Raw genomic sequence first — 24,777 nt, forward strand, 5'->3', positions numbered from 1 at the left:
CTCAGATCTTCTGCAAAATGCTCTGCATGAGATCTCTCATGGAGCGGGTCACCGTGGAGTTGATGTTGTAGATCACCGACCATTTGTTGAGCTTGTGTTGCAGGTCTGCCAGCACCGCCGGGTTGTCCCCGTTATCGGTATTAAGGGCGGTAATCGCGGCCGTTACATCGGTGTTGGCGGTATTGGCCTGGGCCTTGAGCTGTTCGGCGACCTGATCGAGGGTGTTGGTGGTGCTGTTGGTGAAAATAGCGGCCATCACAAAGCTCCTTTAAGGGTGTTGAGGATGCTGAGGGCAGCATCAATTGCTTGCGCCTCCTGTTGCCATTGTTGGTATTGCGTCGGGTTGGCGCCCTGCTGCAAGCGTCGTTTGCAGTCGTTCTGTGCCTGCTCCAGCCGGTTGCACAGCTGCGTGTGATAACCCGCGCCTTCGCGGCGCAGGCGTTGCTCCAATGCGGTCATCAGGGTGTTTGTCCTTTGAGGTGGATGATGAATTGCTGTTTGCCGCGACTGACCACAATGGCCTCGTCTGTGATCGACAGCACGCGTACGCCGTTAGCGGTCGAGGCGTTGACCGGGTATTTCTGGCTGTCGTTGAGGACGACATAGGGCACCTTGCCCAACGACACGCCGCGCACCACGAACGCGAGTTCTTCGACGTTGCCCCGGCGTGAACGGTTGACCAGCTCCAGGGTTGGGCGGGTGCCAAACTCACGGCTGAATTCGCGCTGCAAGTGGGTGAACGCGCCCAATTGACGTTCGTCGAGCTGGCCGCGCAGTTCGATGCGCTCGCCTTGATCGGTGTAACTCAGGGCTGAGGTCAACTGCGCGTCACTGAGCAATTGTTCCAGTCGCTTGATGTGGGAGCCGGCCAGGCGCACGCGATTGTCCACGCCCAGCAAACCGGGCACGTCGGCCATCAGCAGCGCCTCGATGTTGAGCCAGTGCTCGTCTTGCTGCGCCAGCTCACCTTCGAGCATGATCCAGCCGGCATTGGGCGAGGGTGTGCTGCGTACCCGCACGTAACCAAACTTTTGCAGGATGAAATCCACGCCCTGGCGCACTTCTTCCATACTGCGCACGTCCAGTCGATAATTCAGGCCGGTTTTTTCCAGGTATTGGGTCAGCAGCAAACGGCTGCGGTTATCGTCCAGATAACCGCTCAACACCACAGTGCCATCGGCTTGCGTGGTGTCGATCTGTAGGTGTTGGTAGGGTTTGTCAGCCAGGAACAGCTGTACGGCCATCAGCCGGTCTTCATCGGCCATGCCTCTCTTGACGCTGGACCACGGATCGCTCAGCAAACCAATCAAAAGCAGCAGCAACAACACACTGAAAACGGCCATCAAACGCCCGCCCCAATGCGCGCTGCGGCGCACGGTACGCCGCTCTTGCGCACGGCTGGCGATCGGTTGCAGCGGGGCAAAGGCGCGCTCTTGAGCGCAGTAAGCCCAGCTCAAAGGCCCGCATTGCTGCGCGGCCAACGCTTGCAGCACGGTGCCGGGCTGCACGGGCTCGCCGTCCTGGGTGGGTTCGTGTGTGGCCTCCCATTCCAGTAGGCGTACGCCTTGAGGGTCGACCTCAAGCACCAGGTGGCGGGCTGCGATACCGTCATCCACCAGCACCAGATCGGCGTTCAGCGGGTCTGAACCGATCACCAGCCGACCGGTGCTCAGCGGGACGTCGACCCCCTGATTCAGGCCGCTGTAGAAACGGATCTTCCAGCTCATGTCAGGGCTGCTTCAGCGGGCGAACGCAGTGCGCCACCGAGTCATCACAGGCGCCTTCAATCACACGCCAGCCACGGCTTTCGCCGTCCATGCGGCAGGCCGACAAATGCGAGCTTTTAGCCGCCTGTTGCAGTTTTTGTTGCAGCAACCGGGCGCTGCTTAGTGCCTGACATTGGGTCGCGCCGAGGGCGCTGGCCAAGTCCAGGCTCTGATTGGACAGTTGGTCGACATTAAGCAAGTCATCGAGATAACCCCGCTGGCTGCCCAGCGCGGCGTAATGCGCCAGCCCATCGTCAATCAGGCGCGGTTCGATCAAAAACAAACGCACCGAGCGTCGAACCGAGTTGGACTTGAAGCGAAACAGCGCACCCACATAAGGGATGTCACCGAGCAGTGGCACTTTGCGCACACCTTCGCTCAGTTCGTCGCGGTGGATACCGCCAATCAACAGGCTTTGGCCGTGCCCGACGCGGGCCACGGTGTCGACCACGGTGCGGTTGATGGTCGGGATACCCTCGGGGCCGGAGCTGTTGGGTTTTTGGCTGCCGTCTTCGATGTGCAGGCTCAAGCTGATTTCAGGTTTGTCGCCAAGCTGAATCACCCGCGGGGTCATTTTCAGCATGGTGCCGTAGGTGATGGACTTCAGTTCCGCGACCCGTTCACCGGTCACTTTCACGTAATAGGTTTCGCTGTGATCGATCACCGCCAAGGTGTTTTCCTGGGTGAGCAGAGTCGGGCGCGACCCCACCTGCGCGCGGCCCTGGCTTTCGAGCAAGGTGACGCGAGCCATCAAAAAGTCCAGGCCACGGCTGTCGACCAGGCTGGCGCCGGGGGCTTGCTGCCCTTGGGCGCCAGAGCCGCTGGTGCGAATATCAATCAGTTTTTTTGGCCCCAGACCGATGCCCACATGCCAGTCCACGCCCAGTTCGGCGAGGTTTTCGGCGTTGATGTCCACAATCGACAGCGCCACTTCGATGCGTGCCGAAGGCCGGTCGAGTGCCTCGATCAAGCGTTTGTACATCGGCATGCGTTCAGCGCTGTCACGCACCACAATCGCGTTGAGCGAAGGCTCTGCCTGAATCACCGCGCGCCCGGAGCGGGCAGGCGGGCGGGCGCCGCTGGTTTGACCGTCAACCGACACCACATTGGCATCGCCCAGCACTTTGGACAGGATCGTGGCGACACCCGGTGCTTGAATATCGTCTTCGCGGTATTTGATTTGACGGTCTTCGGCCGAGGCGTATTTGAGCGGGAAAATTTCCACCGACAAGTCACCCGTCTTTTCGCTGCGCAGGGTGGATTGCTGTTCAAGGGCCTGCGCGGTTTGTTCGATCACATCCAGATAACGAGCCGGGCCAGAGACATACACCAGCCGCCCGTCGCCGCCTGAGCGCCAACCAAAACTCGGCTCCCATACACCTGCGGCCTGCAAAGCCTCTTGCAGGTCAGACTCGGTGACTTGTTCGAGCTTGATCAGTCGCGACTGCATTTCGGTGCTTTTAAACACGTACAGCACGGCGCCGTCGTAGTACCAGATCAGGTTGTACAGCGAGGTCATTTGTTGCAGGAAGTCTTGCGGCGTGGGCAGGTCGAAACGGCCGCTGACCTGATCGTTGACCTTGTCACTGACAATGACCGGGCTGTCGTAGTTGGCGCCAAAGTTGATCAACACATCGCGCAGGTTTTCACCCTGGGCGACGTAGTGGTAAGGCAGCGGTGCCCAGTCCAGCTCTTGCGCGGCGGCCGGGAGCGCCGCGCCCATCAGCAGCCATGCCGCAGCGCGCAGCCAGTTCAGGGACGCCATAAGGTTTGGGTCCATTGAGGGGCCAGTGCAGCCTGCTGCAAATCGGGGGTGATCGACTCCACAATGCCTACTTGCGCGGCCACCACCCGCTCAAGTTCATCCAGCTCAAGGGCAGCCAATTCAAGGCGGGCTTCAAGCAGCAAGTGGCCTTTGTCATCCAGCACCAGTGCCTGCGGGTAGCGGCGGCTCCAGCGTGTGACGTGTTCCAACAGCGAGCGCAGCACGTCACGCTGGTTGGCGGCGTCGGCGCGGGCCTGCCAATTCAGAGGGCTGTGAACGATCAGATCGCCACCCTGGCGCGCAATAAACAGGCTGTGGCCATCGATACGCAGGTGATACACCCCCGTTCGATCGGCAACAAAAGGCCCTTGGCCGGTACGTGCGGCCAATCCAGTCAATAAACGTTCCATGAGTCCTCAGTGCAGCGGGCGGTCAGGAGCCTTGCCAGTAAAAGTGATCCTGGGCCTGACACAGGCTGCGTTCGTGCAGCCAGTGCTGAACGGCGTCGGCAGCGCTCGCGTCTTCGTCCAGTTTGATCAGCGGCTCCCACAAGGAGATAAGCGCCAGTGGCACCGGTGAAAAACCATCCAGCTTGCCATCGGCCAACAGTACCGCCACGCCTTGATGCCAGTTGGGCCACGCGTGTCGGGCCTGCTCGGAGATAACGCCCAGTTTGCGTGCCAGCTCGGCCATTGCGATTTCAGTGTCGACCTGACGGCGTGCCACTTCTGCCAGTTCATGTGCGACCAATTGCGGATCGGCATCGTTGGCCTGGCGCCAGAACTGCGCCTTGATGCGCAACTGCCGGGCCTGCGTTTCGAACTCGATCAACGAGGCTCGCCAGCTCGGGATCGCCTCGTCAAACAGGCTTTCCCACCAGCTGTAGACCGGCAACAGTACCCAGTCAATCAAGGTTTGAGGGTTGGCCAGATTGATTCGGTCGCCCAACCATTCACACCAGTTAGCCCCTTGCTCGCGGGCCTTGCTCAGCACCAATTGCACGTCACCGCGCTCCAGCGCCATGCCGCGTGCCAGACGCTGTTGCAACCAATTGGATTGAAACAGCTGCTCCAGTTGCTCGCGGGGTAACAGGCGCTGCATGAGCATCAGTTGCCGGGCGCTGATGATGTCGCCGTCGCGGTACACCTTGCCCGAAATACAACCGGCAACATTTCCCCGCGCGCGCGCCTCCTGGCTCACGACAGAGACGCGCCGGCCGGCGAACATCCCTTGGCGGGGACTTTGATTTGGGTCTTCCTGGCTCATTCTCTGCCTTGACTGTTTTGTTTCGTGACACGCACATCAGGGGCTTGCGTTGCGTGGCAATCTTACTGATGAGGGGCGCGAGTGACTTGCAATAAACGTCCGTTTTTTTTAGTCCGGGGCTATTCTTTGCCCTGCCGCGAACGGCTGGGTGTGCAGGCAAACCGGCGGCGGTAACTCTGGGTGAAATACGACTGGCTGGAAAAACCGCTTTCCATCGCGATGTCGACAATGCTCATTTCGGTGTTGAGCAGCAGATGATGCGCATACAAAATCCGCCGTTCGCTGATCCAGGCCCTGGGTGATACGCCGTAGACCGAGCCGAACAACTCTTTGAACGTGGTCAGGCCCATCCCAAACTCGCGCGCGAACTCACTCAAACGCCACTCTTGCAGGTAATGGGTTTCCATAAACGCTTGCAGGCGCTCCACATGGCGATTGCCCTGCTGGCGCAACACCGCCATCAACGCGGGTCCTTGCGGGCTGAATGCCAGCAACATAAGCAACTCTTCCGTGCGCAACACCGCCAGCGCGGGCGGGTGCTCATGCATCAGCAAGCCTTTGAGCCCTTTTATGCAGTCGGCCAGCAACGGTGTGCTGGCAAATGCAATCATCCCGCTCCCCGGTTCTTCACAGCGCTCCACTTCGCTGAGCAACGCGCCAAAGCGCTGTACAAAACTTTGCAAACGCGTGACCGATAAAGGGATCCAAAGTACGCGCGTTTCTTGCCCGCCCGTACTTACCACGTAATTACCACGTCTGGCAAAGATCAATTCACCCGGCGCCAAACTAAGCGTTGTATTGACATCTTGAACCGTCAGGCTGCCTTCAATGAGTACAACAATTCCTTCTTCGGTGTTGGACATGAACTCGAAGGCGGGTATACACCATCGGCACTGCGTTATTCGTTGGCCACGTAAACTGGCACCTTGCATAGGTAGTGATCCTGAACGTGTGCGGCGTATCGACGCGTCATTACTGACAGACGTATGAGCACACTCTATCTCCATGCACATGCGTAAATTCGCATATTGCTGATTCTAGAAAGCAAGCCAGGTCATGAATAAGAGTAATTATTCAAATTTAGAATAATTACTCTTATTCAATGAACCGCTCAATATGAGTCGAACTGTTCGGTGTTTCGGCTGCAATCCGAAATCGTTTAATTATTTATAACCAGACGTGCAACACGGTATTACTGCGGGCGGTTAATACGGCAATTGGGGTAACACGTTAAAGGGCTCAGTTGCAGGTGCACCGCTTGGCCCGGTACCCCCTGTTGCCACCCGCGTGCTTGAACCGAACCTGCCTGTGACCACGCCAGTTCACTTTTAATCAGCCACTGGCGATCCTTCGTCGCAGGTACTTTGAACTGCACACCCAGCGGTAAGGCTGACACCCGATAGTCGGACGTCGCGACCTGGCGAGGTTGCCCTTGACTGACTTCATACACGCGAACACGCACATAGGCCGCCTGGGTCAAGACCAGGCGGCTGCTCACTGTCCCTGTGAGGTCAAGCGTGTGTTCGGGGGCGGCGGGTTGGCTGACACAGCCCAGCAGCGCACTGGCGACCAGTGCGCAGGTCGCCGCGCGCCTCATGGCCGCCGAACCCGGCGTTCATACAAAGGCGTGATATCGCCGTCCAGCAATCGCTGCAAGTGCTGTTCGCTCTTGGGGCTGGTGGGCAATTCAGTGCCCAGCCAGTCCAGCAGTTCGGCCAGCGTGACGGGTGCAGCTGAGGGGTTGGCCCCCGCGTTCAGCGTACGCCCGTGGAATGTCCCCGCCTCTGTCGGGGCTTCACTCACGGATAAAGGTGAAACCCCCGCGCTTTCGATCTTCATGACAGGTTCACACCCTCATGCCCGCAGGCTTGGCGGCCTGCGGTGTGACACACGCTTGTTCAGGCAATAACTGCTGCCAGAACTCGGCATGGTCCAGCAAATTGGCCAGCGTTTTCTCGAAGTTTTCCAGCGTCAATTCTGCGGCTGGCAACTGGGCATACAACTGCACCTGGCCGCTGGTTTCATCAAAACCGAAATGCAGATCGAAGCGATACCAGCGACGGTTGAAGCTCGCCAACTGGCGAAAAATACCTTCACCCAATGCCTCCAGCCCGGCCACATTGGCTTCCATGACCAGCCGGTGACGGCCACCCAAAAGCACCAGCGTCACGTGTAACTGCTCATCAAACAGCAACGTCGCGACCCCGTCAGCGTCGAGCGACAAGGTGGGCAACCCACTGCGATTGGCAAATTCGGCCAGCAGCCGATTAACCCTGATCGTTAAATCCATGCTTGTCTCCTCGGACTAGGCGAATGCTAGCACCAGGTCACAACCTGATTTTGTCACTGGTAGACTTATCTTTTAAGAAAAAAGCCACATCTCTGTGGCTCTTTTCTTACTTATGACGCTGAATCAAACAACTGCAGCAGCGGCTCTCCACGCGGCCACGTAGTTTTGTGAGAGTTCATGAAGTGTCTGGATCAGCTCTTTCATGGAATTAGAGTTATAACTCAGTTGTTCATCAACTATCTGTTTGCGGCTTTGTGCAATTGACGCATCCACTTCATCTTCTTTGGCGTTGGCCTGAACTTCACCTTGGCGCACTTGCACCGAAGTATTGGCCATTTGCCCCAGTGATTGGTTAACACTATTGATGGCCTGGAAAGTGGTATTGCGCGTGTCTATCTTCTTTCCTGTCCTATTAAGTAGGCTGCTATCGAATTCTTGCGCTTGCGCCCACGGTGCCGCGACAGTTTTGCGCTCTGCGTCAGTGGTTTTACCCAACGATTGCATCTTGGCGTCGATTAATTCATTGCGTCCGGCAATGGACTTTTCCAGTTGGCCTTCCTGCTTGATGGCTTTGCCATTTTTGCTGGCGCCCACCGCGCCAATAATCGCCGTACCCACCGCCATGATCCCGGAGATGACCGCCATCGCAATCATCAGGCTGGCGCCCGAGCGCATTTCAGCCACCTGGGATTTTTGCGCCTCGATAATCGCGGTGTTTTCGCTATCACGTTGCAGCACGCCCATCTCGCGGGCTTTTTGTGCGATGCGAAACAGCAGCACCATCAGCTCAACCGTGGTATCCAGCTCGCTGGTGACTTTGCCCAGGCTGACGGGGTTGAAGTTTTGCGTCGGTTTCACCAGTTCGATGCTACCGGCCGGGCTGGTGGCAGGCGCCGCCAAAGCGGCTGCGCCGTGGGCTGTTTCACGGCTGACCGGTGCCGGGCTTTTTTCAACAGCAGCGGCTGCGCCGACTTCGCCCAGCGCCCGAGGGCTGACACTCATATCAATCATCATGTTGTGGCTCCTCAAATCGCCGCAGGACGGCTGGACAGGTTATGCAGCAGGTCGCCTTTGGCATTGATCATCTGGAAGATCTGTTCCATGACGTGGGTAAATGCCTCGACCATCCGGCTCAGTTCTTCCCTGAGTGTGTCCATGACGGTCTGGAACGCGGTCAACTCGGCACGGTTTTCCAGCACGTCGGCCTGGCGCAGTGCGGCATGTGCCTGATAACCGTTATTCACCGCCTGGGACGCGCCATTGGCAACGTCCAGCGTTACGTCGGCCACTTGCACGCCCAGCTTGGCGCCATGGGACATGGACATACTGGCCGCGGTGCCGAACTTGCTGCCCAGGTCTGCAACTTTGCTGGCCAGGCTGGCGGTCAGGTCGGCCACCTTGGTGCCCATCTTCGCCCCGAGCTTGGCAATGCCCGCGGCTGCGGAGCCGCCGAAGCTGGCGACTGCGGCGAGCAAGGCGACAGCGATTTCAATGCCCATCAATGCCGGGCCGAGCTTTTCCATCACCTCTTTACTGATCAAGCCCGCAGCCGCAGCTGCCTGCACGGACTGGGACACGATGCCCATCACGCCGCCGGCGATCATCAAGGCACCGGCGACTGCGCCCGCGCCGGTGGCGACCATGATTGCGCCCACGATGATCGAGGCCACAGCACTGATCCAACCGAAAACTTTGGCTGCAAGACCCGACTTCTGGGCCTCCTTGGCAGCGTCTTGCGACTCTTGAATCTTCTTCTGGTTTTCATCCATCTTTTGCAGGTTTTGCTCGCGCGCCCGCTTGATGTCTTCCAGCTTGTTGGCTTTTTGCGCGCTTTCCAGCTCGCCCGTAATGCGCGCCAATTCAATCTCGAACGCTTGCGGTGAACTCAAGCGCGCCAAGGCCAGGCGCGGGACTTCAGTGATCAGCTGTTGCGTGATGCCGGTGCTCTGAATCACCGAGCTGACCAATTGGTTGATGTTGGCCAGAGTCTGAGGTTTCAAACTGTGGGCAACGCCGGGCGCCGGGGCAGGTAACTGCACCCCTTGTGACGCCACGGCAGATGACGCGTTAGCCTGAACCCGACTGACGGTGACATCCTGCTCGCGCGCTGTACGTTTGGGCGCAACCGGTTCGGCAGATGACACTGCCGCCGGGTTGAGCCCAACGCGATCAATCGCTGTTGGAATCATGTTGTTGATCCTTTCTGATGAGTACGGCTTCCAATAAAGCGCCTGCACGCTCGGCTAACGCCGCGTGTTCAGGGTGCGCTGTGGCCAAGGCCCGGGCCGAATAGAAGCCACTTTCGGCACCGTCGAGATCACCCAATTGCAGGTGACATTCAGCAGCGTGAAACGGGAAGCGCGGCTCGTTGACATCAATCACCGCGCCGTAGCTGTAGCTCTGTACCGCTTGCTCAAATTGCCCCATGGACTGGCGGCAAGCGCCCAACCCCAGGAAGAAGCGCACGTCGTAATGGTCAAGCATGCACAGCGCCTGAAACACCTTGTGCGCGGTCTCCCATTTGCCCGCTTGATAATCATTGAATGCCAGTGAATACAGCTGTTCCAGGCTGTCGGCAGACACATCGCGCAGCATGGCGAGCGTGCCGCCGTCGCGCAAAAACGCTTCCATTTCCTGCTCGCAGGCGTCTTGAGTGGGTTGGGTCATGGGGCGTTCCTTAAATGGCATTGAGAATGTCGCGCAGCAGGCTGTCGTGTTTTTGCACAAAGCGATTGAGTGCTTCGATGGCCGCGTTGTAACGCGAGCTGACATCGTTGAGCAGGGTGGTTTTCTCGCTCACTTTGTCATTGAGCGGGCGCGAGCGATCCCCCACGGTGGTGGCCAGATTGGCGACCGGGTTGTTGTCTTTTTCGAAGGCGTAACTGTTTTTCAAATCAGCGGCCTTGATTGCGCCGCTTTCCTTGGGCACGCCGCTCAAAAAGTCCTTGATACTGATCTGCGACTTGTTCTTGCCGGTGTCCAGCCCGGTCAGCAGGGCGTACTCCGCGCTCTTTAGCCAGGGTTGCTCTTCGCTGTAGCCATACAGCGCTTTGTCGAGCAAGTTGAGGCCGCCCGCGTCGGTCTTGCTGATGTCGATATCGGATTTGGACGATAACTTGGCATTGATTTGCGCCTGCACCACGCTGTAAATCGACAGCTCACCGGTCAGGTCTTTTAGCTCATCGCGCAGCTTGAGGCGCTTGGCATCTTGCTTCTCCAACACTCCGACATACACATTAATCACGTCATCATCGAGTCGATCCGCCGTGAGGCCGTAATGGTTGAGCGCCAAAAAGTCGCTCAGTGGCCACGCGGTGCGGGGGTGGGCTTTGGCATAGTCGGTGAGGTTTTTTTTCACCCCCTCAAGGCCGTTTTGCAGCTGGCTCGCATACCCGCCCTTGGCAAGTTTGGCGTCGGGTGGCAGTAAAAAGGCCAACACTTTGTTCATCTGTGCCGAAGTCAACTCGGTGCCTTCGTGGGACACGCGGATCTTGAGCGTTGCGAGCAGGCTTTGAAGCTCGGTCAGCGCCGACGCATTGTGACCGCGCAGTTGGTCCAGCGCAGTGCTGGTCACATCGCTGAGAAATTGAGTGGTGTGGGTGTAGTGGCTGATGCTCATGCTGAGTCCTTAAACCATAAGGCCGCGCATCCGGGCAGGGCGCCGCATGCGGCTACCTTCTTCGGCGGCGGGACGTTGGGCGGCGCGCATGCGCTCGACTTCCTTGAGCAATTCTTGCTCGGCGGCTTCAATCAAACGATTCGGACCTGGGCGAAACACCCGGTCGCGCACCTCGGGAGAGAGCCCCAGGCCCTCCCACATTTCCGAGAGCAAACGGCTGCGCTGTGCATTGTTTTCAATGGCAAGTTTTGCCGCCTGGACGGTATTTGCATGGGTGGAAGGGTCTTTGTTCATGCGCCCTATAGTAGGGATAGCGCACGGGGCTTCCTGTCAGGCACGGTCGAGTTTTTGTCGTTTTCGCATGTCTTGTAATGAGCACACGCGGTTGGCGTCCAGCTCGAACCAGCCGGGTTGTGGCTCGCGGGCACCGGCCCAGCGTTGATAGAAACGGCCCAGGCGCGCACCGGCCAACGGGCTGTCGGCCAGCACTTGGACATTGCCGTACAACCAGGCAGGTGCTGGCAGCACGCTGCGCGCCGCTTCGGCCAACACGTACAGCGCGGCAAACGGGTTGGCCAGCCCGAGGCGTGTATCGAGCCTGCGAAACATCACAATCCACACCCGCTGGCCTTCGCAGCGCCACGCGACTTCGCAGCCGCTGTCGACAAATCGCCAGCCCAGTTGAATGCCCGTTTTACGCAAAAAATGCGCGCGCACCTCGTAACCGTGCTGCTCAAACCACTCGCTTATCGGGTCTCGTTTCACAGGGCAATGCGTCCCAGTGGCTGGATGTTGATTTGCTGCGTCAGCTCCTGATACGACAGCACTGGCAGGCCGTAGTAATCGCTTTCAATCAACTTGCGCACGTAGCGGCGAATGTCCATCGAGACGATCAGCACCGGCTTGCTTTGCATCTGTGACAGGTCGCCTACGGTGTGGCGCACTTGCTGTAAAAACGCCTGCGTCACGCTGGGGTCCAGCGCCAGATAACTGCCTGCGCTGGTCTGGCGGATGCCGCCGCGAATCTGCTCTTCAACCTGCTGGTCGAGCAAGTACGCGGGCAGGATGTTATTGCCGCTTGAATACTTGTGGCAGATATAGCGTTTGAGGCTGCTGCGGATGTATTCGGTGAGTTGCACCACGTCCTTTTCCTTCTGGCCCCATTCCACCATCGCCTCCAGAATGGCCCGCAGGTTACGGATGGAGATGTCTTCGCCTACCAGCCGCTGAAGGATTTCGGTCATGCGTTGCAGGGGGATAATGCGCAGCGCTTCTTTCACCAGCTCGGCGTAGCTGTGTTCCATCTGCTCCAGCAGGTAGCGGGTTTCCTGGATGCCGATAAAGTCTTCGGCGTACTCGCGCAGCACATGCGACAAGTGCCAGGTCAGTACCTGATCCATGCTCAACACGCTGCACCCCGAGCGCTCCAGTCGCGGCTTGTGTTCCTCGCTGACCCACAACGCGGGTTGACCCGGCAGCACCGGGTCGCCCTCTTCGAAGGGCACGCCGAGCAACTCCAACTGGCTGCTGCGTTCTTGCACCAGCAATTGCGCCGCTCGCAAGCGCCCTCGCGCCACGGGCACTTCCTGCAACTGGATCAGGTATTCGCCTTCCTTTAGTCCTTCATTGAAACGCAGGTGAATCCCCGGAAACGGCACGCCGAAATCCAGGTACAGGGCGCGCCGCACCCGTATCAGTTCCTCGTTCAGCGAGAAACCCTCAAGACTTTGCTGCATGCTCGCATCGACGTCGATCAGCAGCGGCACGGTCATGGCGAACTCTTCCTTGTCGCTCAGGCGCCCGCCCTTGGTCTTGCCCGAGGACGGTTTGCTGCGGGGTTTGACGGACGGCGCGCCTGCGCCCTGCGCCAACAGGGTGGGCAAGTCGTGCGATTCGTCGGCGGCTGCCACGCCGCGCTGGCGCAGTACCATCCAGTAACCGCCGCCACCGACCAACAGCGCGAGGGCAAAAAAGGTCACGGTCGGGAAGCCCGGAATCAGGCCGAACAGCACCAGCAATACGCCGCCAATCATCAGCGCTTTGGGTTGAGCCACCACCTGGTCGCCGATGTCGCTGCCCAGATCAGTAGAGCTGTCCGAAGAGTCGCGGGTCACGATGATGCCCGCAGTGATCGCGATCAGCAGCGCCGGTATTTGCGTGACCATGCCGTCGCCCACCGTCAGCACCGAATAGAGCTGCAAGGCGTCGGCGGCGGTCATGCCTTTTTGCGTCACGCCGATGGTGATGCCCGCCAGAATGTTCACGAAGATGATGATCAGCCCGGCGATGGCGTCGCCTTTGACGAACTTCATCGCGCCGTCCATCGAGCCGAACATCTGGCTTTCTTTCTCGATCATCGAGCGCCGATCACGCGCTTCGTTGACGTCAATCACGCCTGCGCGCATGTCGCCGTCGATGCTCATCTGCTTGCCGGGCATGGCGTCCAGCGAGAACCGCGCACTGACCTCCGCGACCCGTTCGGCCCCTTTGGTGATCACCAAAAACTGCACGATGGTGATGATCAAAAACAAAATGCAGCCTACGACCAGATTGCCGCCGACCACAAAGTTGCCGAAGGTTTCGACGATTTTGCCCGCGTCGGCTTCGAGCAGAATCATGCGTGTGGTGCTGACCGACAGCGCCAGGCGAAACAGGGTGGTAATCAGCAGTACCGCCGGGAACACCGAAAATTGCAGCGGCGAGTTGATATAGACCGACATCATCATCAGCACCACTGAAATGGTGATGTTGATCGCAATCAGGATGTCCAGCAGAAAGGGCGGCAGCGGCAGCACCATCATGAACACCACGGCTAGCAACATGACTGCCAGCATGATGTCTTTGCGCGCACCCAGGCGGGTCAGAAACTCCGTGACTTCAGGCATGGGTGTCCCGCAGGCCAAGGAAATGATCGTAAGTGCGACGCGCCCGCTCAAGCTGGCCTTGCACCTGTTGCGCCCGGCTCAGGCACGCCCACAAGGCGGGGTCGTTTTCGCCCTGCGCGAGCAAATGCTCGCAGTGTTGCTCGGCCTGTGCGCCCTGTTCCAATTGCAGCAATGCCACCACCAACGCCTTGCGCGCCGCAGGCTGCTGCGGATCGGCACTCAGCACTGCTTCAAAAAAAGTGCGTGCGTGTGCCGGTTGAGCGCATTGCAGTTGCACCCATCCGAGTAGCAACAGCAGCTTTTGCTCAACCGGTTTTAACGTCATGTCACTCATACCTTGTGCAACAAATTCAGGGCCATGCGCAGCAGATGTTCATCGTCACTGCGTTGCGCGATTAACCCCGCAGCGGCCTGTAACGGTGCGCTGTCAGAGGCCTGGAGTGTGTGGCGTAACCCGTTCAGTGCCTGGCGAAACGCCTGCGGGCGCAGCAGCTCATGGAATTGGCCGGTGGGGCGCGCCAGGCTGAGCCATTGCTGCTCGGCGCGACGGGCCGGGTACAAGGCATCGAAATGTGCCTCGACACTGTGGCCGTCCGGCGGTAACACATAGCGTTCGGGCAGCCCGGCCAGTTCGTGTTCGCTGCCGATTTCGCTGAGCTGTTCGATCCCGATATGCAGGCCGCTGATGCGACTCACGGTGCGATGACTTCGTCGCGCACCCTGATCAGGGTCCGCAGCGCCTGGTGCAACACCGGCGCCGTGACACGGCGTGCATCCAGGGTGATGAGTAACAGCAAGCGTGTGTCACCCGACCAGCCACAGCGCAGTGGCAACTCGGGGGCTGCGCGGCTGTAACTGCGCGACATGGCACGCAGCATCCCTTGGTGCGCCTGATGCCACGGCAACTCCAGCGCCAGCCACACGGTCAGGCCGTTGGCGTGTCGCTCCAGTTGCAGGGTGCCCATGTGCTCGAATTCCAGCTGGATCAGATCACTCAAGGGCGAGGGCAGCGCCACGCCCATGTCCTGACAGAACTGGGCCAGCGCCTGATCAATCCACTGCATGCTGTTTACTCATTGGGCTTGCCATTCGTCCTCTTCCTGGTCGATGGCCAAATCCATGGCCAACTGACAGGCATTGAGCAGATTGTGCCGCTGCTCCTCATCGGCAAAGATTTCGATCGGCAGCAGGCGCAACAAGCGCTTTATTTCGCGATAAAAGGTGATCACTTCGGCCACGTTGTTGAGCGCCATTGACTGGCCCATGCGCTGAATGTCTTGCACGGTGACCCAGCGTTTATCCACCACGGCCACCAGGTCGCCCATCAAGTCAGAAGGCCCGTATGCCATGCCCTTGTTCTCCTGTGACCAGTGCTTTCCAGAGCGCGTGAACCTGATCGGATAAACCGGCCAGGATTCTGAGCTTGGACATGTCGCTCATCACGCGCTCCAGCTTGATCGGGTCGAGGCGCGTTTGCTGGCTGTCCAGGTCGGCACTCAACGCTTTCATCATGAAGGAGGTCACCCCTTCGATGGCCGAGCTGGCGAAGCGGGCCTGAATGTCATTCCAGGCGGCCGACAGGCCTTTGTAATCGAGCACCGCATCACGGTAGGTGTCGCGCAACGCTTGCACATCGCCCACGCCTTGCTGTTCGGCGTGCAGCGCCAGCGGGCCGATACTCAGGCCGGTTTCAATGGCTGCGCCATGCTCGTCCGCCATCTGCAACAAGGCTTGATCGATCAGCGCCAGCAGAGCACGGGCATCGGTTTTAGTGGCCAGGGTCTGGCGTGCAAACGACAGCGCCACGAACTGATGGCTCACCTCGCCTGAAAAGCCTTTGAGGTACGCCTTGAGCTGCGCCATGTTGGTCAATTGCCCGCTCGCCAGTTGCGCCACCAGGGTTTCAAGTTTTTGCTGGCGTTCGAGGTCAGGCACCTTGTGCAGATACTCTTCGAGCATCTCCTGCACTTCGCTCAGGCGGGCCTGGCCGTCGCTGATCTTGCGTTTTGCGAGTGATTTTTCCACGCGTTCGGAAAACGCAAACGTCAGTTCTTCTGCGGCATCGGCCATTGATTGGCTGGTGGAAATGTACTGCACGCGTTCGCCTTGAAAGCTGCCGCTCAGGCGTGGATCGGGGTTGCGCGATGGCTCGACCTCGCGATCCGGCTGTGCGGTTGGCGCCAGCAGGTTCTGGATGTTGGCCATAGAGGTACTCACTCTCGTGCAGCTTTGAAGAAGAGCGCCATTGTAAAAATGTGCGGGGTGGGGCGGCTGCCAAAATCCGTCGCATTTTTTTAGGCAACCACCCCAATACACCACCACCCCGCGCAGAAGTTGGCGCAGGCGGCGGGCTTTGGGTTTCAGGCAGGCAACGCATTGTGTCTGTAAGGAGCAATCGAGAGGGGGCCACGTTTGCCACGGTCGGCGAGCGGGCTTAAACCCCAACCAATTTATAAAAACTCGCGACCAAGGTTGAAATTTCCTACAGGTGCTTCTCTTTAGAATGATGGTCAGCCCCAGACCCAAGCCGACCATGCACCTCTCCCTCGAACACGTCACCGATCAGATGCAGCACGTCATCGAGCAATGTCGGCTGATTCAAATTCGTGGCCGTGTGACTCAGGTCACCGGCACATTGCTCAAAGCCGTGGTGCCTGGCGTGCGGATCGGTGAGTTGTGCCATTTGCGTAACCCGGATCACTCGTTGTCGTTGATGGCCGAAGTCATTGGCTTTCAGCAGCATCAAGCACTGCTGACGCCGTTGGGTGAAATGCACGGTATTTCCTCTAATACGGAGGTTAGCCCCACCGGGACCATGCATCAGGTGGGCGTGGGCGATCACTTGCTCGGGCAGGTGCTCGACGGCCTGGGCCAACCCTTGCAAGGCCCGCCGTTGGGCGAACCCGCTGCGTGGTACCCGGTGTATCGCGATGCGCCGCCGCCCATGAGCCGCAAACTGATCAGCCAACCCATCTCGCTGGGTGTGCGTACGCTCGATGGCCTGCTGTGCTGCGGCGAAGGCCAGCGCATGGGCATTTTTGCCGCAGCGGGTGGCGGTAAAAGTACGTTGCTGGCCACGCTGATGCGCAATGCCGACGTCGATGTAATTGTGCTGGCGCTGGTCGGTGAGCGTGGGCGTGAGGTGCGCGAATTTATTGAGTCCGATCTGGGCGAGGAAGGGTTGCGCCGCTCGGTGTTGGTGGTCGCCACCTCTGACCGTCCGGCGATGGAGCGGGCCAAGGCCGGGTTTGTCGCCACCAGCATTGCCGAGTATTTCCGCGACCAGGGCAAGCGGGTGTTGCTGCTGATGGATTCGGTCACCCGCTTTGCCCGCGCCCAACGCGAAATCGGCCTGGCCGCTGGTGAACCGCCCACCCGTCGCGGTTATCCGCCGTCGGTCTTTGCCGCCTTGCCGCGCCTGATGGAGCGCGCGGGGCAATCGGACAAAGGCTCGATCACCGCGCTGTACACCGTGCTGGTGGAAGGCGACGACATGACCGAGCCGGTGGCGGACGAAACCCGCTCCATCCTCGACGGGCACATCATCCTGTCGCGCAAGTTGGCCGCGGCCAATCATTACCCGGCCATTGACGTGCTGCGTTCAGTGAGCCGGGTGATGAACCAGATTGTTGCGCCCGGCCACCGGCACGCTGCCAGCCAGGTGCGCGAATGGATGGCCAAATACGAAGAAGTGGAATTGCTGCTCAAGATTGGTGAGTACCAGAAGGGCCAGGACCCGGTTGCCGACCGCGCCATCGACAAGATGCCCGCGATTCGTGACTGGTTGCGTCAGGGCACCCACGAACTCAGCCACTTGGCGCAAAGCCTTGCCCAATTGGAGGCCCTTGCCCTGTGACCTTGCACACCTTGTTAAGCATTAAGTCTTTGCGCGCCCAGCGTGCCGAGCAGGAACAACATCGCCATCAACTGCGGGTGCTGGCCAGTCGCAGCGCGCAAGCGTTGAGCGTGACTGAACATCAGCAGTATCAGCAGTGGCGTCAGGCTGAAGAAGCGCGGCTCTTTGAGCAGTGCAAAGAGCAACCGCTCAACCGTCAAAAACTGGAGCAGTGGCAACAGCAAGTGGCCCTGCTGCGTGAAGAAGAAGCCCGGCTCGAACAAGCCATTGCTGAGCGCGCGCAGGTGCTGGTGCAAGAGCGCGAACTGTGGCGCTTGAGCCAGCGCAAATGGGTGGCCGCGCAGCAGCAAGTCGAAAAATTCACCGAGTTGAGCCGTCACGCGTTAGATGAAGAGCGCCTTATGAATGAGTTGAAAGAAGAAATGGAACTCGATGAATTCCGTCGCCCGGACATCGCGCTATGACCCGCATCACGCCGGTTGAACCCGCAGTACCTGCTGAGCGGAGCGGGCCGAACATCCCGGACAAAGCCTTGCAACACCACTTCGAACAGGTGATGCAGGTGCCCATGACGCAGGAGGTGAAACCGCTGCGCCCGACATTGTCGGCGTTGGGCGCTTCGTTTCAAAAAGCCCATGCCGCCTTTGCCGAGTTGATCAGGGGCGCAGAGGGCACTAACCCGGCGGTGGAGCCGCGTGAAGTGGCACCAAAGGGCGATGAGCAAACGTCGCCGTTGGGGTCGATGCACCCGCCTGAAACGCCGCCTCGCGAGCACGCTCACACCAAGAGTGAGACGGCGCCGCTGGACACCGCGCAAGGGCTTCAACACGCCTCTGTGCCTCGCGAAAACCTGACGCCGCCTTTTAACCCCGCAGCTCTTGCGCCGCGGCCTCAGGCCCCAGTCGTCGCGAGCCAAACCGGTGAAAAACCGCAGCCCCCTTTTAAGCCAGAAGACGGTGCGCGGCCACACGTAGCCAGCGCGCAGCCACTGCCCCTGCCACCCGCCTGCGCCCCGGTTGTGGTTGGCGACAGCGTTGAAAAACCGCAAGTGCCCACCAAACCTGAAAGCAGTGCATTGCCGCCTGCCATCGCGCCTGCCGTCGCCGCCGAAAGGGGCGAAGCGCCTTGGATGGCGTGCAAAGCAGAAGACAGCGCGCGGCCCCTTGCCCCCTCGGCGCAGCGTCCGGCCCCTGAAATACCCGCCGTCGAGGCCCCGCGAACTGCGCCCGCGCCCTCCACCGGTGACAGCGCCAGCCACGACGATCAACCCCACGATGAACCTGCACGTTTTATGGCCCCCGTGGATGATCTGCCTGAGGCCATTGCCCCGTTGATGACCCCCGGCGACAAGCTGCTCGCCCGCTTGCAGCCGAGCAGTGAAGCGCCAGTCTTGACCCGCGATCTACAGCAGTTGCTCAGTGCCTTGCAGCCACACATTCAGTCCGCCGCCACGCACCTGGGCAGCGCCAGTGTGGTGCAGGTGCACTTGCCGCACCTGGGCCACGTTGAGGTGCAGTTGGTGACGGTTCACGGTCAGTTGCAAGTCGACATTCAGGCCAGTCCCGGCAGCCTGTTGCAGTTGCAACTGGCCCGCCAGGATCTGCTGGAACGCCTGCAACGGCTTAATCCCGAACAACCGGTGCAACTGTCATTCAGCAACTCGCAAGACAGCGATCAGCGTTCGCGCCAACGCCGCAGTGTCTATGACGAGTGGGAGGCGCAGCCGTGAAGGCATTGCCCTTAAATACCGTCGAGCCGCAGGAATGGGCGTTGCAACAACGCCTGGCGTCTTGCCGCAGTCGCTTCCCGGTCAATGACGGGCATGCGCAGTTGGGGGTGAGCCAGCCACCTGCGGGGTTGGACCTCGCGTTGCATGTGCATTGGCGCGGCGTGCCGTTGCGTTTGTTGTGTCATTGCGCCTGCCTGGCGCAATGGCTGGCGCCACGTTTGCAAGAGGCCGCTTTTGCCCGCTTGCCCGCCGCATTGCAACTGGCCCTGCTGGAAGTCGAAGGCGCGCCGTTCACCGGATTGGTGTGGGACGCCATCGAACCTTATTGCGCCAGCGCCGCCGCGGTGTGTTTGAGCCTCAGCCTGTCACGCGGCGGCGAGCAACTGGTGTTCTGGATCGAGGGTGATCCCCGGGCCTTGCTGGCGTTGTTGCCCGCCCGCCCGCTGCGCGAAATGCGCCCGATTGCGCTGGTGTTGTCGTTGCAATGGGGGCCGGTGCAATTGACTCCGGCGCTGCTCAATTCAGTCTGCACCGGTGACCTGTTGCTGTTGCCGTCTCGCCAACAGGTGCAAAGCCCGCTGTTGGTCTATGTCGAAGGTCGCCCGTGGGCGCACGTTCTCCCCGAAGAAAACCACCTTAAGGTACTTGCCATGCACACCCCAGCCCCCACTGAGCCCGAGCACGCGCTGGCCGGCCTTGAACAACTGCAAGTGCAGGTCAGTTTCGAGGTGGGCCGCCAGACCCTCGACCTGCAAAGCCTGGCAGCACTGGAGCCGGGGTCGTTGATCGACCTGGCGTGCGGGCTGGAAGGTGAAGTGCGGATTCTGGCCAATCAGCGCTACGTGGGCACGGGGGAACTGGTGCGTATCCAGGACCGCTTGGGCGTACGCGTAACCCGCCTGCTGGCGAGCAGCGCAACATGATTCAACTGCCAGACGAACTCAGTCTGATCATGGGGTTGGCATTGTTGGCCCTGTTGCCGTTTATCGCGGTGATGGCGACTTCGTTTATCAAGATGACCGTGGTGTTTTCGCTGCTGCGCAACGCGCTGGGCGTGCAGCAAATTCCGCCAAACATGGCGATGTACGGGTTGGCGATCATTTTGAGCGTGTACGTGATGGCGCCCGTGGGTTTTGCTACCCGCGACTACCTGAAAACCCATGACGTGAGCTTGAGCAAAACTGAGTCGGTGGAGTTGTTTCTCGATGAAGGCATGCAGCCGTATCGCGACTTTCTAAAACGCCAGATCCAGGCGCGCGAGCACGCGTTTTTTGTCGACAGCACGCGCCAGATCTGGCCCGCTGAATACGCCGATCGCCTGGAACCTGACAGCCTGCTGATTCTGTTGCCCGCGTTTACGGTCAGCGAGCTGACACGGGCCTTTGAGATCGGGTTTCTGATCTACCTGCCGTTCATTGCCATCGACTTGATCATTTCCAACATCCTGCTGGCGATGGGCATGATGATGGTCTCGCCGATGACCATTTCCCTGCCCTTCAAGTTGCTGCTGTTTGTGTTGCTTGACGGCTGGGCGCGCCTCACCCACGGGCTGGTGATCAGTTACGGGGTGTGGCCGTGAACAACGCCGACATTCTGCACTTCACCAGCCAGAGCCTGTGGCTGGTGCTGGTGCTGTCTATGCCCACGGTGCTGATTGCGGCGGCGGTCGGCACCCTGGTGTCGCTGCTGCAAGCGCTGACGCAAATTCAGGAGCAGACGCTGGGCTTCGTCGCCAAGTTGGTGGCGGTGGTGGTGACGTTGTTTGCCACGGCGGGCTGGATGGGCAATGAGCTGTTTACCTTCGCAGACATGACCTTGCACAAAGTCGCGCTGGTTCGATGAGCATTCAGGACCTGCAACAGTTGTTGTTGGCCTACACGCTGTTGTTGCCGCGCATCCTCTGTTGTTTTGTGGTGATGCCGATCCTGAGCAAACAGATGCTGGGTGGCGGGCTGGTGCGCAACGGCGTGGCCTGTTCGCTGGCGCTGTTTATCTACCCGGCGGTGGCGGGCACGTTGCCGCTGACCATCACCGGGCTGGACCTGGCGCTGATGATCGGCAAGGAAATTCTCCTCGGCCTGTTGATCGGCTTTGTCGCGACCATTCCGTTTTGGGCGATTGAGGCCACCGGTTTTATCATCGACAACCAGCGCGGTGCTTCGATTGCCTCCACCCTGAACCCGACGCTGGGCAGCCAGACCAGCCCCACCGGGCTGTTGCTGACGCAGACGCTGATCACGCTGTTCTTCTCCGGCGGGGCCTTTTTGATGCTGCTCGGGGCGCTGTTCCAGAGTTACGTGAGTTGGCCGGTGGCGACATTCTTCCCGCAGGTGGGTGAGCAATGGGTGGTTTTTTTCTACAGCCAGTTCAGCCAGTTGCTGAGCCTTTGCGTATTGCTGGCTGCGCCGTTGCTGATTGCCATGTTTTTGGCAGAGTTCGGGCTGGCGCTCATCAGTCGTTTTGCGCCGTCCTTGAACGTGTTCATTTTGGCGATGCCGATCAAAAGCATCATCGCCAGCTTCCTGCTGGTGATTTACCTCAACGTGCTGATGACGCACGCCTATGACAGCCTCTTGCTGGCGCTGGACCCGGTGGCCCTGTTGACGCCGATTCTGGGTGGCCAATGAGCGGCGAAAAAACCGAGCAGCCCACGGCCAAGAAACTGCGCGATGCGCGGGATAAAGGGCAGGTGGTCAAAAGCAAGGAGGTGGTGTCCACGGCGTTGATTCTGGCCTTGGTCACGCTGTTCATGACCTGCTCGGAATACTACATGGAGCATCTGGGCGGCTTGATGCTGATGCCCGCCAACTACCTGAACCTGCCGTTCGGTCAGGCCTTTGAGCTGGTGCTGGAAAACCTGATGCAGGAGTTGGTGTACCTGTGCCTGCCCATCTTGGTGGTCGCCGCCCTGGTGGTGATCGTGTCGCACTTGGCGCAGTACGGTTTTTTGCTCAGTGGCGAGTCGATCATGCCGGACCTGAAAAAGATCAACCCGGTGGAAGGCGCGAAGAAAATATTCTCGATCCGCAGCCTGGTGGAGTTTCTCAAGTCTGCGCTCAAGGTTGCGCTGCTGTCGTTGCTGGTGTGGGTCACGCTGGAAGGCAATCTCAATGCGCTGATCCGTCTGCCTGCGTGTGGCTTGGGCTGCATTGCGCCGATTGTCGGGCTGATGCTCGAACAGCTGATGCTGGTGTGCGGGGTCGGGTTTGTGCTGATTTCGGCGGCCGACTATGCCTTCGAGCGTTACCAGCACAACAAGCAACTGCGCATGAGCAAGGACGAGATCAAGCGCGAGTACAAGGAGATGGAAGGCAGCCCCGAGATCAAGAGCAAGCGCCGTCAGTTTCATCAGGAGTTGCAAACCAGCAACCTGCGGGCCGATGTGAAACGCTCCTCGGTGATCGTCGCCAACCCGACGCATATCGCCATTGGTATTCGTTATGTGCGCGGTGAAACGCCGCTGCCGCTGATCACCCTCAAATACACCGACGCGCAGGCATTACGGGTGCGGCGCATGGCCGAAGAAGAGGGCATCCCGGTGCTGCAACGCATCCCTTTGGCCCGCGCGTTGTATCAGGGCGGACACGTGGATCAATACATTCCGGCCGACTTGATTGAACCCACGGCAGAGGTGTTGCGCTGGTTGGCGGACCTGCACAGAGAGGCAACCTGAGTTCGGCTTTGTAACGTCTGGCAATGTGTCGCTGATGTGGTTTTTTGCATCAAACCATTGCCCGGCCTGATCGGGCCTTCCCCCCACTCTCGCCACCACAGGAACTCGGATGCTTGAGCTTGTTGCTGCGTTTATCTGCCTGACGTCATTGCTGACGTACGTGAATTACCGTTTTATCGGCCTGCCGCCCACGATTGGCGTGATGGTCACAGCCCTTATGTTTTCCCTGCTGTTGCAAGGCTTGAGCGTGCTCGGTTATCCGGGTCTCGAAGACCGTGTGCAACAGTTGATCGGCCAAATTGATTTTGGCGATCTGTTGATGAACTGGATGCTGGGCTTTCTGCTGTTTGCAGGTGCCTTGCACGTTAACTTCAATGACGTGCGCAGTTACCGTTGGCCGATTGGGCTGCTCGCCACGGTGGGTGTGCTGATCGCCACCACGGTGATCGGCAGTCTGGCGTACTGGATTTTCGGCCTGTTCGGCTGGCACATCAGCTTTTTGTACTGCTTGTTGTTTGGTGCGTTGATTTCGCCCACCGACCCGATTGCCGTGCTCGGCGTGTTGCGGACCGCCAACGCGTCCAAACCGCTGAAAACCACCATCGTGGGCGAGTCGCTGTTCAACGACGGCACCGCGGTGGTGGTGTTCACCGTGTTGCTGGGTATTGTGCAACTGGGTGAAACCCCCAGCGTCAGCGCCACGGCCATGATGTTTGCCCACGAAGCCATTGGCGGCGTGGTGTTCGGCGGGCTGATCGGTTATCTGGTGTACCGGATGATCAAGAGCATCGAGCAGTATCAGATCGAAGTGATGCTCACGTTGGCGCTGGTGATTGGCGGCTCGGCGATGGCCAGTGAGCTGCACGTCTCGGCACCGATTGCGATGGTGGTGGCCGGTTTGATCATTGGCAACCTGGGCCGCAACAAGGCGATGAACGAGATGACCCGTCGCTACCTGGACGGCTTTTGGGAGCTGCTGGATGACATGCTCAACGCGCTGCTGTTTGCGTTGATCGGTATGGAGCTGTTGCTGCTGCCGTTCTCGTGGTTGCATTTGCTGGCCGCCAGTGCGTTGGCGGTGGCGATCCTGTTGTCGCGTTTGCTGACCGTGGCCCCGGCCATTGTGCTGCTGCGCCGCTGGCGTGCGGTGCCGCGTGGCACCATTCGCATCCTGACGTGGGGTGGTTTGCGCGGCGGGGTTTCGGTAGCGCTGGCACTGGCCTTGCCGCTGGGGCCGGAGCGTGACTTGATCCTGAGTATCACCTACATCGTGGTGTTGTCGTCGATCCTGTTCCAGGGCCTGACCATCGGCAAACTGGTCAAGCATGTGACCAAAGACACCTCTGTTTCGGCTGAGGCCGACAACGCGCATTAAGCCCACTCCCGGCAGGCTGCGAGCTTTTGGATTGAACGATCAAAAGACCGCAGCCTGCGCCTAATCCTACGCTGTAGTGCGACTCGTCTTACCTTGACTACACTGAATTCGTTTGGCTGAAGGGGCTTTCAGCGATGGGCTGAGTGTGCCTATAACGAAAAAGGGGAAAGGGATGAGTACATCTGCGACTTACGCACCGCCATCGGGAGCGCCCAGGCGCCATACCGGTGCCTATATTTTGATCATTGCGGCCTTGGTGGCCCTGGCCATCACGGCCTGGCGATTCTTTACGCCGTTGTCAGGTATTGATGGCTCCGGCGGGGCGATGACAGCGATGTTCGCTGAAGTGGTGATGGTGGTTCTGGGCCTATTACTGGTTAAAAGTCATACAGGCGGGCTGCGCGGTTTTCTGCTGTTTTTGAGCTGGGTCGGGATCGTCGGGACCTTTGTCGCTGCACTGTTTTTGCATGGTTGGTTGACCGCGGCGGTGCTGGCTGTGGGCGCGATAGGCGTTGTGATCGAAACCTTCACTCAACCGGCCAGGAGCGCGTGA

General features: G+C 59.5%; 32 protein-coding genes. 10 read left to right on the forward strand and 22 right to left on the reverse strand.

The features are described 5' to 3' along the window. Position 1 precedes the first annotated feature (1 nt). The 22 genes from sctF to sctW all read right to left on the reverse strand — a co-directional run bounded on the left by sctF (position 2) and on the right by sctW (position 15,796). Positions 2-256, reverse strand: a complete 255-nt coding sequence (gene sctF / locus TU86_RS09760; protein WP_048364084.1) for a type III secretion system needle filament subunit SctF — start codon at positions 254-256, stop codon at positions 2-4. After that, a complete protein-coding gene (locus TU86_RS09765; RefSeq protein WP_053076004.1) occupies positions 256-459 on the reverse strand; it encodes an EscE/YscE/SsaE family type III secretion system needle protein co-chaperone in 204 nt (67 codons plus the stop codon). The genes sctF and TU86_RS09765 overlap by 1 nt, the downstream gene beginning before the upstream one ends. Beyond that, complete coding sequence (sctD, locus tag TU86_RS09770) at positions 459-1,727, reverse strand: type III secretion system inner membrane ring subunit SctD (protein WP_048364086.1); 1,269 nt, start codon at positions 1,725-1,727, stop codon at positions 459-461. Before sctD ends, TU86_RS09765 begins: the two co-directional genes overlap by 1 nt. Before the next feature lies 1 nt (position 1,728). Then, positions 1,729-3,531 carry a type III secretion system outer membrane ring subunit SctC gene (gene sctC / locus TU86_RS09775; RefSeq protein WP_048364087.1) on the reverse strand — a complete coding sequence of 601 codons (1,803 nt, stop codon included), beginning with the start codon at positions 3,529-3,531 and terminating at the stop codon, positions 1,729-1,731. Then, complete coding sequence (locus TU86_RS09780; protein WP_048364088.1) at positions 3,519-3,941, reverse strand: YscB family type III secretion system chaperone; 423 nt, start codon at positions 3,939-3,941, stop codon at positions 3,519-3,521. Before TU86_RS09780 ends, sctC begins: the two co-directional genes overlap by 13 nt. Before the next feature lie 22 nt (positions 3,942-3,963). Further along, a complete protein-coding gene (locus TU86_RS09785; RefSeq protein ID WP_275575744.1) occupies positions 3,964-4,731 on the reverse strand; it encodes a T3SS regulon anti-activator ExsD domain-containing protein in 768 nt (255 codons plus the stop codon). Positions 4,732-4,916: 185 nt separating this feature from the next. Continuing rightward, a complete protein-coding gene (locus TU86_RS09790; RefSeq protein ID WP_048364090.1) occupies positions 4,917-5,729 on the reverse strand; it encodes a helix-turn-helix transcriptional regulator in 813 nt (270 codons plus the stop codon). A gap of 260 nt (positions 5,730-5,989) precedes the next feature. Continuing rightward, positions 5,990-6,394 carry a YscW family type III secretion system pilotin gene (locus tag TU86_RS09795; protein ID WP_048364091.1) on the reverse strand — a complete coding sequence of 135 codons (405 nt, stop codon included), beginning with the start codon at positions 6,392-6,394 and terminating at the stop codon, positions 5,990-5,992. Continuing rightward, entirely contained in the window at positions 6,391-6,636 is a 246-nt protein-coding gene (locus tag TU86_RS09800; RefSeq protein ID WP_048364092.1) for a T3SS regulon translocated regulator ExsE family protein, read from the reverse strand. The genes TU86_RS09795 and TU86_RS09800 overlap by 4 nt, the downstream gene beginning before the upstream one ends. Before the next feature lie 7 nt (positions 6,637-6,643). After that, the gene (locus tag TU86_RS09805; RefSeq protein ID WP_048364093.1) at positions 6,644-7,087 is read right to left on the reverse strand and encodes a type III secretion system chaperone; all 444 of its coding nucleotides are present in this window, start codon (positions 7,085-7,087) and stop codon (positions 6,644-6,646) included. A gap of 123 nt (positions 7,088-7,210) precedes the next feature. Beyond that, complete coding sequence (locus tag TU86_RS09810; RefSeq protein WP_053076005.1) at positions 7,211-8,101, reverse strand: YopD family type III secretion system translocon subunit; 891 nt, start codon at positions 8,099-8,101, stop codon at positions 7,211-7,213. A gap of 11 nt (positions 8,102-8,112) precedes the next feature. Continuing rightward, positions 8,113-9,276, reverse strand: a complete 1,164-nt coding sequence (gene sctE / locus TU86_RS09815; protein WP_048364094.1) for a type III secretion system translocon subunit SseC family protein — start codon at positions 9,274-9,276, stop codon at positions 8,113-8,115. Further along, positions 9,257-9,754, reverse strand: coding sequence for a SycD/LcrH family type III secretion system chaperone (locus TU86_RS09820; RefSeq protein ID WP_048364095.1), 498 nt, complete (start codon positions 9,752-9,754; stop codon positions 9,257-9,259). Before TU86_RS09820 ends, sctE begins: the two co-directional genes overlap by 20 nt. Positions 9,755-9,764: 10 nt before the next feature. After that, positions 9,765-10,706: a virulence-associated V antigen gene (locus tag TU86_RS09825; protein ID WP_048364096.1), complete on the reverse strand. Its 942-nt coding sequence runs from the start codon at positions 10,704-10,706 to the stop codon at positions 9,765-9,767. Between the two features lie 9 nt (positions 10,707-10,715). Further along, positions 10,716-11,000, reverse strand: coding sequence for an LcrG family type III secretion system chaperone (locus TU86_RS09830; protein ID WP_053076006.1), 285 nt, complete (start codon positions 10,998-11,000; stop codon positions 10,716-10,718). 36 nt (positions 11,001-11,036) lie between these two features. After that, the gene (locus tag TU86_RS09835) at positions 11,037-11,471 is read right to left on the reverse strand and encodes an LcrR family type III secretion system chaperone (protein WP_048364098.1); all 435 of its coding nucleotides are present in this window, start codon (positions 11,469-11,471) and stop codon (positions 11,037-11,039) included. Then, on the reverse strand, positions 11,468-13,591 hold the full coding sequence (gene sctV, locus TU86_RS09840; protein ID WP_048364099.1) for a type III secretion system export apparatus subunit SctV: 2,124 nt from the start codon (positions 13,589-13,591) through the stop codon (positions 11,468-11,470). The genes TU86_RS09835 and sctV overlap by 4 nt, the downstream gene beginning before the upstream one ends. Next, a complete protein-coding gene (gene sctY, locus TU86_RS09845) occupies positions 13,584-13,916 on the reverse strand; it encodes a type III secretion apparatus assembly chaperone SctY (RefSeq protein ID WP_048364100.1) in 333 nt (110 codons plus the stop codon). The genes sctV and sctY overlap by 8 nt, the downstream gene beginning before the upstream one ends. A 5-nt stretch (positions 13,917-13,921) precedes the next feature. Then, positions 13,922-14,287, reverse strand: coding sequence for a type III secretion apparatus assembly protein SctX (sctX, locus tag TU86_RS09850; RefSeq protein ID WP_048364101.1), 366 nt, complete (start codon positions 14,285-14,287; stop codon positions 13,922-13,924). Next, positions 14,284-14,655 carry a type III secretion chaperone SycN gene (sycN, locus tag TU86_RS09855; RefSeq protein ID WP_048364102.1) on the reverse strand — a complete coding sequence of 124 codons (372 nt, stop codon included), beginning with the start codon at positions 14,653-14,655 and terminating at the stop codon, positions 14,284-14,286. The genes sctX and sycN overlap by 4 nt, the downstream gene beginning before the upstream one ends. Before the next feature lie 9 nt (positions 14,656-14,664). After that, positions 14,665-14,940, reverse strand: a complete 276-nt coding sequence (locus tag TU86_RS09860) for a TyeA family type III secretion system gatekeeper subunit (RefSeq protein WP_048364103.1) — start codon at positions 14,938-14,940, stop codon at positions 14,665-14,667. After that, complete coding sequence (gene sctW, locus TU86_RS09865) at positions 14,921-15,796, reverse strand: type III secretion system gatekeeper subunit SctW (RefSeq protein WP_048364104.1); 876 nt, start codon at positions 15,794-15,796, stop codon at positions 14,921-14,923. The genes TU86_RS09860 and sctW overlap by 20 nt, the downstream gene beginning before the upstream one ends. Before the next feature lie 328 nt (positions 15,797-16,124). Between sctW and sctN the strand changes: the two genes are divergently transcribed. From sctN to TU86_RS09915, 10 genes are all read left to right on the forward strand, one after another. Next, positions 16,125-17,447, forward strand: coding sequence for a type III secretion system ATPase SctN (gene sctN, locus TU86_RS09870; RefSeq protein ID WP_048364298.1), 1,323 nt, complete (start codon positions 16,125-16,127; stop codon positions 17,445-17,447). Beyond that, a complete protein-coding gene (gene sctO / locus TU86_RS09875; protein ID WP_048364105.1) occupies positions 17,444-17,911 on the forward strand; it encodes a type III secretion system stalk subunit SctO in 468 nt (155 codons plus the stop codon). Before sctN ends, sctO begins: the two co-directional genes overlap by 4 nt. Further along, positions 17,908-19,176 (forward strand): type III secretion system needle length determinant, encoded by a 1,269-nt coding sequence (locus TU86_RS23135; RefSeq protein ID WP_193387775.1) that lies wholly within the window; start codon positions 17,908-17,910, stop codon positions 19,174-19,176. Before sctO ends, TU86_RS23135 begins: the two co-directional genes overlap by 4 nt. Beyond that, positions 19,173-20,099, forward strand: a complete 927-nt coding sequence (gene sctQ, locus TU86_RS09885) for a type III secretion system cytoplasmic ring protein SctQ (RefSeq protein ID WP_087148777.1) — start codon at positions 19,173-19,175, stop codon at positions 20,097-20,099. The genes TU86_RS23135 and sctQ overlap by 4 nt, the downstream gene beginning before the upstream one ends. Then, entirely contained in the window at positions 20,096-20,755 is a 660-nt protein-coding gene (gene sctR / locus TU86_RS09890) for a type III secretion system export apparatus subunit SctR (RefSeq protein WP_048364107.1), read from the forward strand. The genes sctQ and sctR overlap by 4 nt, the downstream gene beginning before the upstream one ends. Then, on the forward strand, positions 20,752-21,018 hold the full coding sequence (gene sctS, locus TU86_RS09895; protein WP_048364300.1) for a type III secretion system export apparatus subunit SctS: 267 nt from the start codon (positions 20,752-20,754) through the stop codon (positions 21,016-21,018). Before sctR ends, sctS begins: the two co-directional genes overlap by 4 nt. Then, the gene (gene sctT, locus TU86_RS09900) at positions 21,015-21,803 is read left to right on the forward strand and encodes a type III secretion system export apparatus subunit SctT (protein WP_048364108.1); all 789 of its coding nucleotides are present in this window, start codon (positions 21,015-21,017) and stop codon (positions 21,801-21,803) included. The genes sctS and sctT overlap by 4 nt, the downstream gene beginning before the upstream one ends. Beyond that, complete coding sequence (sctU, locus tag TU86_RS09905; RefSeq protein ID WP_048364109.1) at positions 21,800-22,849, forward strand: type III secretion system export apparatus subunit SctU; 1,050 nt, start codon at positions 21,800-21,802, stop codon at positions 22,847-22,849. Before sctT ends, sctU begins: the two co-directional genes overlap by 4 nt. 109 nt (positions 22,850-22,958) lie before the next feature. Further along, entirely contained in the window at positions 22,959-24,224 is a 1,266-nt protein-coding gene (locus tag TU86_RS09910; protein ID WP_048364110.1) for a cation:proton antiporter, read from the forward strand. A 172-nt stretch (positions 24,225-24,396) separates the two neighbouring features. Then, on the forward strand, positions 24,397-24,777 hold the full coding sequence (locus TU86_RS09915) for a hypothetical protein (protein WP_048364111.1): 381 nt from the start codon (positions 24,397-24,399) through the stop codon (positions 24,775-24,777).

The sequence above is a fragment of the Pseudomonas weihenstephanensis genome, from assembly GCF_001043055.1.
Taxonomy (GTDB): Bacteria; Pseudomonadota; Gammaproteobacteria; order Pseudomonadales; family Pseudomonadaceae; genus Aquipseudomonas; species Aquipseudomonas weihenstephanensis.